Annotated in this window: 9 protein-coding genes; 3 read left to right on the forward strand and 6 right to left on the reverse strand. The window is 64.4% G+C overall.

The genetic code is table 11. The features are described from left to right. Nucleotides 1-134: 134 nt before the first annotated feature. Nucleotides 135-1457, reverse strand: coding sequence for a hypothetical protein (locus tag VGU00_RS04295; RefSeq protein WP_414713505.1), 1323 nt, complete (start codon nucleotides 1455-1457; stop codon nucleotides 135-137). 338 nt (nucleotides 1458-1795) lie between these two features. On the opposite strand from VGU00_RS04295, the gene VGU00_RS04300 reads away from it, so the two are divergent. Together VGU00_RS04300 and VGU00_RS04305 are read left to right on the forward strand one after the other, a co-directional pair. Then, on the forward strand, nucleotides 1796-2236 hold the full coding sequence (locus VGU00_RS04300; protein ID WP_327465861.1) for a DUF983 domain-containing protein: 441 nt from the start codon (nucleotides 1796-1798) through the stop codon (nucleotides 2234-2236). Next, nucleotides 2226-3593 (forward strand): PLP-dependent aminotransferase family protein, encoded by a 1368-nt coding sequence (locus tag VGU00_RS04305; protein ID WP_327465863.1) that lies wholly within the window; start codon nucleotides 2226-2228, stop codon nucleotides 3591-3593. Before VGU00_RS04300 ends, VGU00_RS04305 begins: the two co-directional genes overlap by 11 nt. A 7-nt stretch (nucleotides 3594-3600) precedes the next feature. Here VGU00_RS04305 and VGU00_RS04310 read toward each other — a convergent pair whose 3' ends face one another. The 5 genes from VGU00_RS04310 to VGU00_RS04330 form a co-directional block, all read right to left on the reverse strand. Beyond that, on the reverse strand, nucleotides 3601-5649 hold the full coding sequence (locus VGU00_RS04310; protein WP_327465865.1) for a glycoside hydrolase family 97 protein: 2049 nt from the start codon (nucleotides 5647-5649) through the stop codon (nucleotides 3601-3603). Then, nucleotides 5649-7295 carry an alpha-amylase family glycosyl hydrolase gene (locus VGU00_RS04315; RefSeq protein ID WP_327465867.1) on the reverse strand — a complete coding sequence of 549 codons (1647 nt, stop codon included), beginning with the start codon at nucleotides 7293-7295 and terminating at the stop codon, nucleotides 5649-5651. Before VGU00_RS04315 ends, VGU00_RS04310 begins: the two co-directional genes overlap by 1 nt. 12 nt (nucleotides 7296-7307) lie before the next feature. Then, a complete protein-coding gene (locus VGU00_RS04320) occupies nucleotides 7308-9101 on the reverse strand; it encodes an alpha-amylase family glycosyl hydrolase (protein ID WP_327465869.1) in 1794 nt (597 codons plus the stop codon). After that, on the reverse strand, nucleotides 9098-10606 hold the full coding sequence (locus VGU00_RS04325) for a tryptophan halogenase family protein (protein ID WP_327465871.1): 1509 nt from the start codon (nucleotides 10604-10606) through the stop codon (nucleotides 9098-9100). The genes VGU00_RS04320 and VGU00_RS04325 overlap by 4 nt, the downstream gene beginning before the upstream one ends. Before the next feature lie 61 nt (nucleotides 10607-10667). Beyond that, nucleotides 10668-13427, reverse strand: coding sequence for a TonB-dependent receptor (locus VGU00_RS04330; protein WP_327465873.1), 2760 nt, complete (start codon nucleotides 13425-13427; stop codon nucleotides 10668-10670). 316 nt (nucleotides 13428-13743) lie between these two features. Between VGU00_RS04330 and VGU00_RS04335 the strand changes: the two genes are divergently transcribed. Next, nucleotides 13744-14778: a LacI family DNA-binding transcriptional regulator gene (locus VGU00_RS04335; RefSeq protein ID WP_327465875.1), complete on the forward strand. Its 1035-nt coding sequence runs from the start codon at nucleotides 13744-13746 to the stop codon at nucleotides 14776-14778. The last annotated feature ends 138 nt before the right edge of the window (nucleotides 14779-14916 follow it).

The raw sequence follows: 14916 nt of genomic DNA on the forward strand, positions 1-14916 counted from the left end.
ATCGGCGGGGGTCCGTTCGCTGCCGCCCCCTATGCGCCTGTGACGCGCGCGGCTCAAGGCCTCGTTCGCGCGGCCGCGTAAAAATATTTCAATTTTCGGATTGTCTGTTGCGTGAACGCTCTCATCGAGCGATGTCAGCCGCCGGGCGTGATCGGCACCGCCTTTTTGGCCAGCTTCGCGACGAGCCCCGGATCGTCGGCCGCCTTGGCGACGATCCCGATATGCCCGCCGGGCATCGCACGCGCGATCAGCATGACGAATTCGGCCTCGCCGGCGTCATGTTCGAGGATCACTGCCGGCTGTGCCCGGCGTAGCGCGTCCATCTTTGCGTCCGGACGCGCGGCAACATCGGCGGGCTTGCGGCGCGCGCGGGCATCCTTGACCACGCCCTTGAGCCCGCCCGGATAGCTATCGAGATAGGCCGCAAGTTCGCCGCGCCCAACCCCTTCCTGCTTCGCGTGACCCAGCACGCAGGCATATTCGGCAAGGCGCGTCTTGTCATAAGTCGCGCCGAAAACCAGTTTCACGACCGGCGTCATCGGGGCGCGGGCCTGCGCCGCCAGCCCGGCGTCGTCGAGCAGCGCAGCAAAGGCTTCGGGCTGCTCTTCCGCCGCCAGCGCGAAATCCCACGCCTTGCCGACCGCCTGATAGAGCGCACCGCGGCTGCGGCTGTCGGCCGCGATCGCCCGCTCGGCGGTTTCGCGCGCGACCGCCAACCAGTCGGCCAGTTCGGCATCCTCGCCGGGTTCGGGCGATGCCATGTCTTCGGCGATTGCGTCGGTTTCAATCTCGACGCTGTCACCCAGCGCGGCGAAACCCGGAACGGCATCGTCGTCGAGATGCTCCGAATCGGGGCCGTCGGCCCAGACGGGCACCGGCGCGGTCAGCGGCGCAGCGCTGCGCAGCGCCTGTTCGACCGACAATTGCAATTCTTCCGCCTGATCGGCGTCGACCGCTTCCTTCCAGTTGATCACGCCCATGATGAAATCGATCGTGTCGTCGTCGGACGAGAAGGGCAGCAGAATGCCGCGGTACATGATCGTCACGCCGCGATCGTTGACGAATTCGGCCTCGAAACCGATCGGCGCGCGGTTGGCGATGATCTGGAGATAATGGTCGGTCAGCCGCGACAGCAAAGACCGGCCGGGAATCTGGCTGATATAATGGACATCTTCGTCGATCTGCGATTCTTCGCGGAGCCGGTCGCCGAGAAACGCGATGCCCGGATTTTCGACGCCCGCAGTGAAGTCGAGCAGCACCGAATGCGAACCGAAATCGGCGCTGTCGAGATCGAGGTCCTCGACCGACGGATAAGCGCGGTCGGCCAGCAAGGACGCCCAATAATTATAGGCGCGCACCTGCATCCGCCGTTCGTCGACGCCGACCATCGCGGGGGCGTCGATCGCCCCGTCATCCTGGTCATGGCTGCCCGAAAGCAGGCCGCGCATGCTGTCCATCATTCTTCCCCAGCCATAAACATCGGTAAATCTTATGCACCGGGACTGGTAAAAGCCGCGTAAACGATGACGCGTACGCGCCGTTGGCGCGCTGCCGGACAATGGAATGCCTAGGAACGCAGCGCTGACACTGCCCCCGCGGAAAGCGGGCTTGTGGCCATTCGTTTCATCAAAGAACGAATTATGCATGGTATTTGTCACATAATATAAAATACAATCTTTCCAGATATGAAAATTATCTATGTTAATTCAGATAATTATCTAAACTCTTCAAATTACCCACTCTCCAATCCATATACCATTTGCATGGTACGACGAGTGCCGCATTGGAGTCGAAAATGGCGATCGGTGATATCGGCAGCGAAAAGCTGCGCTGGATCCTCTGGGCAGGCTGGCATGGGAAATGCCCCGAATGCGGCAAAGGCCATATGTTCCGGTCCTGGCTGAAGCTCGCCGACCGCTGCGACCATTGCGGGCTCGACTACAGCTTCGCCGCGCCCGACGACGGCCCCGCCTTTTTCTCGCAATGCATCGTGGCCTTTCCGCTGACCTTCGTGATCGTGTGGCTCCAGATCGCCTACGACCCGCCGCTGTGGGTCCACCTCGTCTTCTCGATCCCGGTCATGGTGATCGGCTGCATCCTTCCCTTGCGCGCGATCAAGGGCTGGCTCGTCGCGTCGCAATATGTGAACAAGGCGCAGGAATCGGGGACCGAGCATCTGTGGGCCAGGCTGAACGCGCGCGAAAGGGGCGAGGCCGACGAACGCCATGGCGGATAGCTGGGCGCCCGACATCGCAGCCGCCGCCGGCCCCAAATATAAGGCGGTGACCGCCGCGATCGCTGCCGCGGTCGCGAGCGGCGAACTGCGCCACGGCGACCGGCTGCCCCCGCAGCGCGATCTCGCCGCTCGGCTCGGCATCGACCTGACCACCGTCACCAAGGCCTATGACCTTGCCCGCCAGCGCGGCCTGATCGTCGCGCGCGGACGCGCGGGCAGTTTCATCAGCGAAGACGCACGATCGGGTGAGGTGGCCACCGCAGCGCAAAGCGACATCGCGATGAACAGTCCCCCCGTCGCCGCCGACGGCGAGCTGCCGGCAGCGATGACAGATGCGCTCGCGACATTGACGCATGCCGGCGACATGGCGCGATTTCACTACCAGCGCCCCGGAGGCCCTGCGGCGGATCGCGAAACGGGCGCCGGCCTGATGGCGCGCGTGGGCCTGTCGTCGGACGCCGAGCAGGTGGTTGTTACGGCAGGCGGGCAAAACGCGTTGCACGCGATCGCCGCGACGATCCTGCAACCCGGCGACCGCGTCGCGTGCGGCCAATTCGCCTATCCCGGCTTTCTCACGCTCGCGCGGCGGATCGGCGTCACGCTCGTTCCGCTGGCACGGATCGGCGCCGACACGCTCGAGGCAGCGCACCTCGCGGCGCCCTTGCGCGCGCTTTATGTCGTGCCGACGAACGACAATCCCACGACCGCGACGATCGCGACCGGGGAAAGGCGGGAGATCGCGGCATGGGCGCGCGAAGCCGGCGTCCAGATCATCGAGGACGATGCTTATGGCCTCCTGCCCGACGCGCCGCTTCCCGCCATCACCAGCTTCGCGCCCGAAATCGGCTGGTATGTCGCCAGCATGGCGAAGATCATTTCGCCCGCGCTTCGCGTCGGCTTCGTGCGCGCGCCCGGCGTCGCCGAAGCGATGCAACTCGCGGCGTGCCAGCATGAAAGCGCGGTGATGGCACCGCCGATCAATGTCGCGATGGTCTCGCTATGGCTCGCCGACGGCAGCTTCGACCGGCTGGTCGGCGCGGTGCGCAAGGAAGCCGCATGGCGCCAGAATCTGGCGCACACGGTGCTGGGCGACGGTCGCCACGCAGGTCATCCGCAGGGTTATCACCTGTGGCTGTCGCTCGCCGAAGACGGCAATCCCGACATGCTCGCCGCCACGCTCGCACTCGAGGGACTGTCGGCGGTCGGGTCGGACCGCTTCGCCGTATCGGCGGACGCGCCCAAAGCGCTCCGCGTCTCGTTCGGCGGCACGATCGACCGCCGCACGCTGTCGCGCGCGCTGCACCGGCTCGCCGCCGGGCTCTGGTCGCCCGGCGGCACGGTCAGCCATATCGTCTAGCGCGGGCTCACTTGCCCGGATGCAGGCGGATCGCCGCGCCGCCGCCCGGGGCAAGCCACAGCTTGTACGTATCGCCCTTCTTCACCTTGATCGTTTCATAAGCGATCCGGTGCCGTGCGTCGGTCAGATAGGTCGCACCCTCGCCGTCCTTCCAGACGGTCGCCGTATAGGTCTTGCCCGCATCGAGGAAATCGAAGTTCAGCGCCAGCGTGCGTTCGGTCGCGTCATTGACCCCGCCGACATACCAGTCGGCGCTGCTGCGGTCCTTGCGCGCAAAGATCGCATAGTCGCCGACCTCGCCAGCGATCAGCTTGCTTTCGGCCCAGTCGGCGGGAACCTGTTTGATGAACTCCAGCTCGCGCGGATGCGCTTCGAGGCTTTCGATGAAATCGGCCGCCATCTGGATCGGCGAATAGATCGCGAGGTAGAGACCGAGCTGCTTGGCGAGCGTCGACGCGAACGGCGCCTTGTTCGATCCTTCGAGGCTGAGCACCCCCGGCGTATAATCCATCGGACCCGACAGCATCCGCGTGTAGACGAGCGTCGGTTCGTGATCGGGACCGCTACCGAAGTCGCTCCAGGCGTTATATTCCATGCCGCGCGCGCCCTCGCGCGCAACCCAGTTGGGATAAGTGCGGCGCAGGCCCGTATCCTTGACCGGCTCGTGCGGATTGACCGCGACCTTGTACTTCGCCGCAGTCTGCACGACCTTCAGATGGTGCTGTACCTGGCGCTGGCCGTCGTGCCATTCCATCCGCGTTTCCCCCGGTGTGTCGCCCGGCGCGATGATTCCGCCGGCATCGGCGACATAGCCGGTCTTCACCGCCTTGACGCCGAGCTGGCCGTAAAGCTTCATCGCATCGTCGAGCTGCGCCTCGTACACCGCAATATTGCCGCCGGTCTCGTGATGACCGATCAGCGTCACGCCCTTCTTGCGCGCATGATCGGTGACGGCCTTCAGGTCGAAATCGGGATAGGCTTCGGTAAAGCTGTAGTCATGGCCATGGCCGAACCAGTTGCTGTTCCAGCCCTTGTTCCATCCTTCGACGAGCACGCCGCCAAAGCCGTGCTTCGCCGCAAAATCGATATATTGCTTGGTGCGCGCGGTCGTCGCGCCATGATCGGGCCCCTCGGCCCAGCTCCACGGGCCGCGGATCATGCCCCACCAGATACCGATATATTTCATCGGCTTGACCCAGCTGACATCGCCCAGCTTATTGGGTTCGTTGAGGTTGAGTTCGAGGTCGCTTTCGACCAGCCCCGCCGCATTGTCGGTGATGCGGATCGTACGCCAGGGCGTGTTGAACGGCAGGTCGCGGATTACCCGCGCCCCGCGCGACGAAGGCGACAGGGTTGCACGGAATTTGCGACCCTCGACACGCTTCAGCCACATGCCCGAATAGTCGACCAGCGCCGCCTCGTGAAACGCGAGGTGCGTCCCGTCGTCGAGCCGCATCGTGATCGGCGTGTGCGCCGTGGCGACCGCGTCGATCGGCGTCTTTTGATACATCTGCTCGTAACGGTTCCACTCGCCGCCGGCGATCCACCAGGCTGTGCCGGCCGGCGCGATGTCGAACTCGGTGATCTCGTCGGCGATTTTTGCGGTCTTCAGCCCCGCCTGTTCGGGCAATTCGTAGCGAAAGCCGATGCCGTCGTCGAACAGGCGAAAACGGACGTTGATCGCGTGCCCGCCCCAGCTTTCATGCTGGCGAAAACGGACAAGCAGTTCATTGTGGCGGTCGCGCACGAAGCGGCGCTCGCCCCACGGCAGCTCCCATTGGCTGTCGCCGCTCGCCTTTTCGGCGCCCTCGATCGCGAAGCCACGCTGCAACCCGACGCCGTCGGTCAGCAGGAAGCCGAGCTTCGACGGCGCGATGAGCAGCTTGCCCTTGCGCGACAGCGACCAGACCGGTCGCTGGTCGGTGTCGGTCGAGACCGTCAGCACAAGACTGCCGTCGGGCGACGAAGCGGTCTGCGACGGCCGGGCGTCCTGCGCCATGGCGGCAGCGGGCGCTGCAACCGCCAACAGCGAAAGGGGAGCGAGCAGACTGCGCATCAATTTGTTCCTTCGAGAATGAGCCAGAGGGCGCCACACGGCGGCAGCTTGGTCACGCCGGCGCCATTAAGCGCGATGAATACGTCGCCGGCCGCAGCGAGCTCCGCGATGTCGATCGCCGCGTCGCCGAGATTGAACAGGCAGCGAATATGCTGTCCTTCCGCGATCCGGTCGAAGCCGAGCAAGTCGCCGTCGGCGATCCAGTTCGCATCACGCCCGATACGCAGCGCCGGGCTTGCGGCGCGCAGCGCGACAAGCCGGCGTGTCAGGTTGAGCAGCGAATTCGCATCCTCCTGCTGCCGGTCGACGGCGAGGTCGCGGTGCGCCGGGCCCAGCGGCAACCAGGGATCGGCGGCGGAAAAGCCCGCGTTGGTTTCGGTCGCCGCCCATGGCAGCGGCGTGCGTGCGCCGTCGCGCGATAGCGTCAGCGGCCAGTTCTTGAGCGCTTCGGGATCCTTCACCAGCTCGAACGGGATGTCGACCTGGTCGAGCCCCAGTTCCTCGCCGTTATAGAGGATGATATTGCCGCGCAGCGCGCAGAGCAGCGCCATCTTCATCCGCGCATAGGCCGCCGGATCGACGCCGTCGGGCGTCCAGCGCGACACTGCGCGCGGCGCGTCGTGGTTCTCGAACGCCCAGCTCGGCCAGCCCATTCCCGGCGTGTCGGGCCATTGTTCGGCGGCCTCGCGTACCAGCTGCGGCGTCAGCCTGTCGGCATAGAGGAAGTCGAAACCATAGGCGCTGTTGAGCCGGCTTGTCCCCGCAGTGAACAACTTCATCTCGCGCACCGCATCGTCGCCGCCGACTTCGGCGACGGTGAAGCTGCCCGGATATTCATCGGTCAGCGCGCGGATGCGTTCGAGGAACAGCGCGATATCGGGGTGCGACTGGTTATGGATTTTCTGCTGGAAATCGAACGGCCGGGTGCGGACCTTGTTCGACGGCGGTGCCGGCGGATTATCGCGAAGCTCCGGATCGTGCATCGAAAAATTGATCGCATCGATGCGAAAGCCGTCGACGCCGCGGTCGAGCCAGAAGCGCACGACGCCGAGCAGCGCGTCCTGCACATCCGGATTGTGGACGTTGAGCTGCGGCTGCGACCCCAGGAAATTATGCATATAATATTGGCCGCGCCGCGCATCCCACGTCCACGCGGGGCCGCCGAACACCGACTGCCAGTTGGTCGGCGGCGAACCGTCGGGCTTCGCATCGGCCCAGACATACCAGTCGGCCCGCGCATTGTCCCTGCTCGCGCGGCTTTCGGCGAACCAGCCGTGCTTGTCCGACGTGTGCGCGAAAACGAGGTCGGTCGTGACTTTCAGCCCCAGCGCATGCGCGCGGGCGACCAGCGCATCGAAATCGGCGAGCGAGCCGAAAATCGGATCGACGCCGCAATAGTCGGCGATATCGTACCCGAAATCATCCATCGGCGAGGGGTAGAAAGGCGATAACCAGATCGCATCGACGCCGAGCGCGGCGACATAGTCGAGCCGCGCGGTGATGCCGGCAAGGTCGCCGATCCCGTCACCGTTCGAATCGGCGAAGCTGCGCGGATAGATTTGATAGATTGTCGCGCCCTTCCACCACGGCGTTTCCGTCGCGGCGAGGCGGGTCTGGTCCTGAACGAGGGGGCTGTTCGTCGTCACGCGTGCTTTCGCTTATTCGCTGGCCTGGCAGATGATCGTGCCGAAGGCGGGGAGAGAAAGATGGAGGCTGCCTGGCGCGGTGGGAGCCGCGGGGCAGTCGCCGTGGAGCGCGGTAAAGCCCGCGCTTTTCATATCGATGGCAATGTTGGCCGACAGCGGCGCCGCCGACGTGTTGAAGGCGAGCAATATTTCGCGGCCGGTGTCGGGGTCGAAGCGCGAGACCGCGAGCAGGCCGGGCTTTTCGGAGAAAGCGCGGACCTTGGTGGCGCCACGCATCAGCGCGGGGGTCTTGCGCCGGATTTCGGACAGCACCGCGATATGGCGATAGAGCGGATGCGCGGTGTCGAAATTGGCGGTCGCGGTCGTCGCGTCGCTGCCGATCAGGTCGTTGTCGTTATAGGCCGCAACCTTCGACGCGAACATATTTTCGCGCGCCAGCTGGTCCTTGTCGTCCGACACAAACCCCTGTTCATCGCCATAATAGATCGTCGGCACCCCGCGCAGCGTCAGCAACATGGCATGGCCGAGCATCACGCGCTGGAGCAGTTCGGCCTCGCTCGCCTTGGGGTTCGCCGCCTTCACGAACATCGCGAAACGGCCCATGTCGTGATTGCCGAGGAAGGTCGGCAGTTCCTGCGCCGCCCCTGCCCCGCCCTTGTAGAGCGCGTCGCCGTCGAACAGCCGCGCGAACTCGCCGGTGCCCTTGGTCCCGCTCACCGCATCGATCGCGGCGCGCGCAAAGCCGAAGTCGAGCACCGCGGGGAGGCCCGCCGCGTGCGTGTACCAGGCGAGCGCGCCCGGATCGACGGCATCGACATAGACTTCGCCGAAGATGTGGAAATTCGGAATGCCCCGCGCCTTCGCGCGCGCCTGCATCGCCGGAACGAAGGCCTGCCAGAATTCGGGGTTCACATGCTTCGCGGTATCGATGCGAAAGCCGTCGATGCCGAATTCGTCGATCCAGCGGCCATAGATGTCGATGAAGCCCTGCACGACGCGCGGATGCTCGGTCGCGAGATCGTCAAGCCCGGAGAAGTCCCCATACAGCGCGGACTCGCCGACCCAATCGCTGTTGCCGCGATTGTGATAATAGATCGGGTCGTTGAGCCAGGCCGGCACCTTCACCCGCTCCTCGCCCCTCGGCACGACCGGCGTATAGGCGAAGCCGGGGTCGGTGAGCTTCTGCCAGTTGCCGGCATCGGCGACATGATCGCCCACGAAACCCGGATTGATCGGCGCCCCCTTCACCCCGCCGCGCCGCGAATAAGGATAGTCGGCAAGGCTGCGATAGCGGAAGGCGCCGGCGGCATCTTCCTTATAGGCGATCACATCGGCGGTGTGGTTGGCGATGATGTCCATATAGACCTTCATCCCGCGCGCATGCGCCGCGTCGACGAAGGCCTTGAACTCGGCATTGGTGCCGAAATGCGGGTCGACCTGCGTGAAGTCGGTGACCCAATAGCCGTGATATCCCGCGCTCTCTTCGCCCTTCGGCCCCTGCACCGGCTTGTTCTTGAAGATCGGCGCGAACCAGATCGCGGTCGCGCCCAGACCCTCGATATAATCGAGGCGCTTGGTGAGCCCCGCAAGGTCGCCGCCGTGGAAGAAGCCCTTGGCGGTCGGGTCATAGCCGGTCTGGAGCCGGTCGCCCTTCAGCCCGCCCTTGTCGTTCCTGGCATCGCCATTTTCGAAACGGTCGGGAAGCACGAAATAGATGATCTCGTCCTCGGGCGGGCGCTGGCGGAAATCCGCAGCCGGCGCGGCACCCGACATGCTCATCGCGATAATCGATGCGAGCAAACTCATGCGGGCACTCCTGCCGCGCAATGCTGCGCGATGAAATCTTCGTGGGTCGGAAGATGCGACGCCGTGCGCGCGACGATCGTTTCGATATCGGCGAAAAAGCCCGCTAGTTCGTCGCCGGTGAGCTGGTCGGCCATCGGGTGATAGCCATCGGGCATGATATTCTGCCCCGTCAGCACCTGAAACCAGCCGATTTCGATGAACAATTCGTCGCCCTCGCGGACGATCTGGCCCTGGCTTTTGAACAGCGCGATCTTCTGCGCCAGCGTATCGGGGATGCCCATCTCGCGGCAGCGGATCCAGAAAGGCGCGTCGGTGCGCTGGTTGGCATGATAGTGGAGGATGACGAAGTCGCGGACGCGCTCGTAGTCGAAGCGGACGCGCCGGTTATAGGCATCGATATTGGCGGCGTCGAAATCGCGGTCGGGAAAATGCGCGAGCAGCTTGGCGATGCCGTTCTGGATCAGGTGGATGCTCGTCGATTCAAGCGGCTCGAGAAAACCCGAAGCGAGGCCGAGCGCGACGACATTGGTGTTCCACGCCCGTTTGCGCATGCCGGTGCGGAAGCGAAGCGTGCGCGGGTCGGCGAGCGGGCGGCCTTCGACATGGGCGAGCAGGGTCGCGGTCGCTTCATCCTCGCTGATGAAGTCGCTGCAAAAGACATGGCCGTTGCCGGTCCGGTGCTGGAGCGGGATGCGCCACTGCCAGCCGGCCTTGTGCGCAATCGCCTGCGTATAGGGCCGCGCGGGGCCGGCATTTTCGCTCGGCACCGCGATCGCGCGGTCGCAGGGGAGCCACTGCGTCCAGTCCTCGAACCCCGTTTCGAGCGCCTGCTCGATCAGCAGCGCGCGGAAGCCCGAACAGTCGATGAAAAGCTCGCCTTCGACTTCGGTGCCATTGTCCAGCACGACGGCTTCGACATGGCCGCTTTCGCCGCCCCGCCGGACGCTGGCGATCTTGCCTTCGGTGCGTTCGACCCCGGCCGCCTCGGACACCTTGCGCAGATAGGCCGCATAGAGCGCGGCGTCGAAATGAAAGGCGTAAGCGATGCCGTCGAGGCTGGTATTCGGGATCTGCGGCAGTCGCGCGAAACGGTTCCCGAGCCCTGCGGTTTCGTTCAGCGAATAATCGCCGAGCCGACCCGCGACACCCTCGTGCCGGCCGCGGAGCCAATATTGCTGAAACGGCAGCATGCCGAGGCTGCGGCCGATCTGGCCGAAGGCGTGCATATAGACGTCGCCGATCCGGCCCCAGTCGTGAAACTGGATGCCGAGCTTGAACGTCCCGCCCGTTTCGCGGATGAACTCATTCTCGTCGATGCCGATCAGCGCGTTGAACAGGCGGATCGCCGGGATCGTCGCCTCGCCGACCCCGACGGTGCCGATCTCGTCGCTTTCGACCAGCCGGATCGACAGATTGTCCATCGTCCGCGACAGCGCCGCGGCGGCCATCCAGCCCGCGGTTCCGCCGCCGACGATGACGACCTTCGTGATGCGGCTATCGCCCACCCTGTTCCTTCCCTCTCCTCCGGGAAGCGGGCCGGACGTATCGCCCGGCCCGCGCATCCCGTCAGAACTTGTAAGTGATACCCGCCATGAAGTTGCGACCATAATTCTGATAATCGCGGATCTGGCGCGGATCATTGTTGTAATAGGTCACGAACGGCTCGTTGGTCAGGTTCGACGCCTGCAGCAGAATGCCCAGCCCTTCGAGCGCGCCGCTCTGGAAGCTATAGCCGACCTGCGCGTCGACGACGAATTCGCTCTTTGCCATGAACATGTCGCGCGCGAGGCTGATCGTCGAAACTTCGGCAAGGAACTTCGAGCGATAGCGGCCCGACGCACGCACCTGGAAGCCGTCCTTTTCGAAATAGGCGGTTCCGTTGATCACCCATTTCGACAGGCCGGGCATCGAGATCGGATCCTCACCGCCTTCGCGCACGCGGCTCTTGGTATAGGAGGCGCTGCCGAGCACGCCGAAGCCGTCGAGCGACTGGGTGAAATTGGCGAAGGGCAACGAGAAGGAGGCTTCGGCGCCATAGATGCGCCCGGCGTTGCCGTTCAGCCACTGCTTGCTGAGGCCGGCGCGCGTGCCAACCGTTCCGCCATCGGGGACCTCGAAATCGGTGAAGTCGAACGGGTTGACCTGCCGATAGATGTAATTTTCGAGATATTTGTAGAAGCCGCCGATCGAGACATAGCCGCCCTGCCCGAAATATTTTTCGAGCCCAACGTCGACCGTGTCGGCCATCAGCGGACGCAGCCGTGCGTTGCCGAGGTCGAGCGACCAGGGCGAGGCATTGACGTCGGTGTTGTTGCGCTTCGACGTGTCGAAATTGACGCCGCCGCCGGGCTTCAGCTGGTCCATACGCGCCCGCGCCAGCACGCGGGCCGCACCGAAGCGCAGGAAGGTGTTGTCGGCAAATTCGACCGACAGGTTCAGGCTGGGCAGGATGTCGGTATATTTGGTACCGTCGGTGACGGGGGTCGACTGGGTCACGCCGCCGACGACCTGCGCATAGAAGCTCGAGCCCGTCTGGTCCGAGTGGACAATCTGGACGCCGACATTGCCGCGGATCGGCGTGCTGCCCGCATCGGCGTCGAAATTCGCCTGCACGAAGCCGGTGAGCACCTTTTCGCGGATCGTATAGTCGTTGAAAACGCGCGCCGGATCGAAGCCCGCGCCGTCGGTCAGCGTATAATTGCCGTCGTTATAGTAACGCCAGCTGTCGAACGCGACCATGCCCGGGATGCCGATGAAGTCGAGCGAAACAGGGTCGTAGAGATAGTCGGCCGGCACCGCGGTGTTCGCCGGATAATTTTCGCTGGTCAGCACGAAACCGCGGTCGTCGAGGCTTTTCTTGCGGTCCGAATAATTGGCGCCGACACGGATGCTGCTGAGCACGCCGTCCAGTTCCTGCGTCGCCTGCACGCGCAGCGATTTCAGTTCGTCCTTGATGCGCGGCGTGTTGACGAAGCCGTCCTGGCAATTGGGCACCGCGCCGCCGCAGCTGTTCCAGCCCTGCGGGTCGGTGATCACGAACAAATTGGGATCGGAATAATCGAGCGACGGGTCGAACATGATCCCGCCCTTGCGACGCATTTCGAAGCCCAGCGCGGTTTCGCGAGCACCGACGCCCGCGCCGCGACCCGTGCCGAGATAGATTTCCAGATTTTCCTCGGTCTTCTTGACCCGCGAATAGCCAAGGTCGAGTTCGAGCGTCAGTCTCTCATTGGGCTTGAACTGCGTGTTCCAGCCGCCGGCGATGATCGTCGAGTTGCGGTGGACGACATCGTTGCGCATCACCGCCTCGGTGCCCGTCCACACGCCCTTCGTCACCAGCCCGTCCTCGATCGTGAAGCCGGGCTGGAGCGTCGAATTGCCCCAGAAAAGCGGGAATTCGATGCCGCGCAGGCGCTGCTCGTCCTTGAACTTCGACCAATAGCCGTCGATCGTCGTGTGGAACTTGTCGCTCGGCTGCCATTCGACGACCGCCATCACGCCGTCGCGCTTCAATTCGTTCGATTTCACATAGGGTTTGGCACCGCCGATGATGAAGCCGGTGTTGGTGCCATCGGTCGCCTCGGGATAGCCCCACGCGTTGAAGCGTTCCTCGGCGGTCGGCGACTGCATGCGCGCATAACCGATCGCCCAGCCGAGCGTGCCGTCGGCATTCTGGTCGATGTAGGAAATGTTGGCGCGATAGCCCTTGTTCGAAATATCGGGGTTGAGCTTTCCGAGGTCGTTGATCTCGAAACGCGCCCCGGCCGCGATCGCGCGCTTGCCATAGGCGAGCGGGCGCACCGTACGCATATCGATCGTACCGCCGATCGCCTGCCCGATCAGCGATGCGTCGGGGGTCTTGTAGACGATCGCCCCGTTCAGCAGTTCGGACGGATATTGGTCGAGCTCGACGCCGCGGTTGTTGTTCGCCGAAACCTGTTCGCGGCCGTTGAGCAGCGTCGTGGTAAAATCGGGGGCGAGGCCGCGGATCGACACGACATTGGCGCGGCCATCGAGGCGCTGCGTCGCGAGGCCCGGCAGGCGCGAGAGCGATTCGGCGATCGAGAGGTCGGGCAGCTTGCCGATATCTTCGGCCGAGACGACCTCGACGATCGACGTGTTCGCCTTTTTCGCCTGCACCGAATTGTTGATCGCGCCGCGAATGCCGCTGACGACGATCTCGCCGTCGACCGGTGCCTCGTCGACCGGCGCGGTGCCGACGTCCTGCGCCATCGCGGCGGGCACGAAGACGGTCAAGGCAAGGCCGAGCGCGATGGCGCTGGCGCCCCGGCGAAAATTGGGGCGAAGATTGGTCGGCATGGTCATAGTGGCTCCCCTGGCACGGACGGGCGGTCTCGACCACGCATCGGAAGGGGGACGCGGTGCGTCCGTCAGGCTCCTCTCCGAAACATGGGCTTTCCCATCTTGAGCCTCGCAATTGAAACCAATCGCGCCGCGCCGCCATAGGGTATACGTATACGCATAATATGCAGCCCGGCAGACTGTCGCGGAAATGCAACGCTTTTGGCACCGAAAATCGCGGGACGCCGCGCCACGCATATTCTTGGCAGCGACCGGACCAATCGCTAGTCTCCGACGGCTGCGACGGCGATCGACAAGCCGCGGCGTCAGGGAGAGAGACATGGGGCGCCAGCCCTCGGCCAAGCCGACAAGTTTCGACATCGCCTATCTGGCGGGCGTCTCGCAGCCCACCGTGTCGCGCGCGCTGCGCGGCAGCAAATCGGTGAGCGCCGCGACGCGCGCCAACATCGAACGCATCGCGCGCGAGCTCAACTATACCGTCGACAAAAATGCCTCGAGCCTGCGGTCGCAGCGTACGCACACGCTCGCCCTGCTCTTTTTCGAGGACCCGACCCCCGACGAATCGATGATCAACCCCTTTTTCCTGTCGATGCTGGGCTCGATCACGCGCGAATGCGCGCGGCGCGGTTACGATCTGCTGATCAGTTTCCAGCAAATGCACAACGACTGGCACGTCGCCTATCAGGACAGCCACCGGTCGGACGGGATCATCCTGCTCGGCTATGGCGACTACCAGCTTTACCTCTCGAAGCTCGAGCATCTGGTCGAGATGGGGACCAAGTTCGTGCGCTGGGGGTCGGTATCCGAAGAGGGGATCGGGCTCACGGTCGGGTCGGACAATGTCGGTGCGGGCGAGCAGGCGGGCGCGCATCTGGTCGAGATCGGACGGACGAAAATCGCCTTCCTCGGCGACGCATCGGATCATGCCCCCGAGTTTCAGGACCGGTACGCCGGCCTCTGCCGCGCGATGCGCGCCGCGGGGCTGGAACCCGACCCCGCCCTTCAGCGGGGTGCGGTGTCGTCGGAGGATTCGGGCTATGCCGCCGCAGCCGCGCTGCTCGCGAGCGGCCAGCCCTTCGATGCGATCTTCGCAGCGAGCGACCTGATCGCGATCGGCGCAATGCGCGCGCTCAGCGAGGCGGGGCTCAAGCTTCCGCACGATGTCGCGATCATCGGCTTCGACGACATCCCCGCCGCCAGCCTGACCTCGCCGACGCTGACGACCGTCATGCAGGACCTGAAGGGCGCCGGGACGTTGCTCGTCGACGCGCTGCTCAGCCGGATAGAGGATCGCCCCGTCGAACAGCGCATCTTGCCCGCACGGCTGGTCAAGAGGCAGAGCACGGCGGTGTAGACGGTAGGGCCGTTTTGGGGTGGAGAACTACCACTCCCAATATTCGTCATCCCGGACTTGATCCGGGATCCATCGCGGCGCTGAAGGCGTGGACCCCGGATCAAGTCCGGGGTGACGATGAATGAAACGACGACTACC

This window comes from Sphingopyxis sp. (assembly GCF_035944815.1).
GTDB lineage: Bacteria > Pseudomonadota > Alphaproteobacteria > Sphingomonadales > Sphingomonadaceae > Sphingopyxis.

What these genes read in the sequence shown, in the direction of transcription:
- VGU00_RS04295 (WP_414713505.1), bottom strand. Translation starts at nt 1,457, where the DNA reads ATGGACAGCATGCGCGGCCTGCTTTCGGGCAGCCATGACCAGGATGAC.
- VGU00_RS04300 (WP_327465861.1), top strand. Translation starts at nt 1,796, where the DNA reads ATGGCGATCGGTGATATCGGCAGCGAAAAGCTGCGCTGGATCCTCTGG.
- VGU00_RS04305 (WP_327465863.1), top strand. Translation starts at nt 2,226, where the DNA reads ATGGCGGATAGCTGGGCGCCCGACATCGCAGCCGCCGCCGGCCCCAAA.
- VGU00_RS04310 (WP_327465865.1), bottom strand. Translation starts at nt 5,649, where the DNA reads ATGCGCAGTCTGCTCGCTCCCCTTTCGCTGTTGGCGGTTGCAGCGCCC.
- VGU00_RS04320 (WP_327465869.1), bottom strand. Translation starts at nt 9,101, where the DNA reads ATGAGTTTGCTCGCATCGATTATCGCGATGAGCATGTCGGGTGCCGCG.
- VGU00_RS04330 (WP_327465873.1), bottom strand. Translation starts at nt 13,427, where the DNA reads ATGACCATGCCGACCAATCTTCGCCCCAATTTTCGCCGGGGCGCCAGC.
- VGU00_RS04335 (WP_327465875.1), top strand. Translation starts at nt 13,744, where the DNA reads ATGGGGCGCCAGCCCTCGGCCAAGCCGACAAGTTTCGACATCGCCTAT.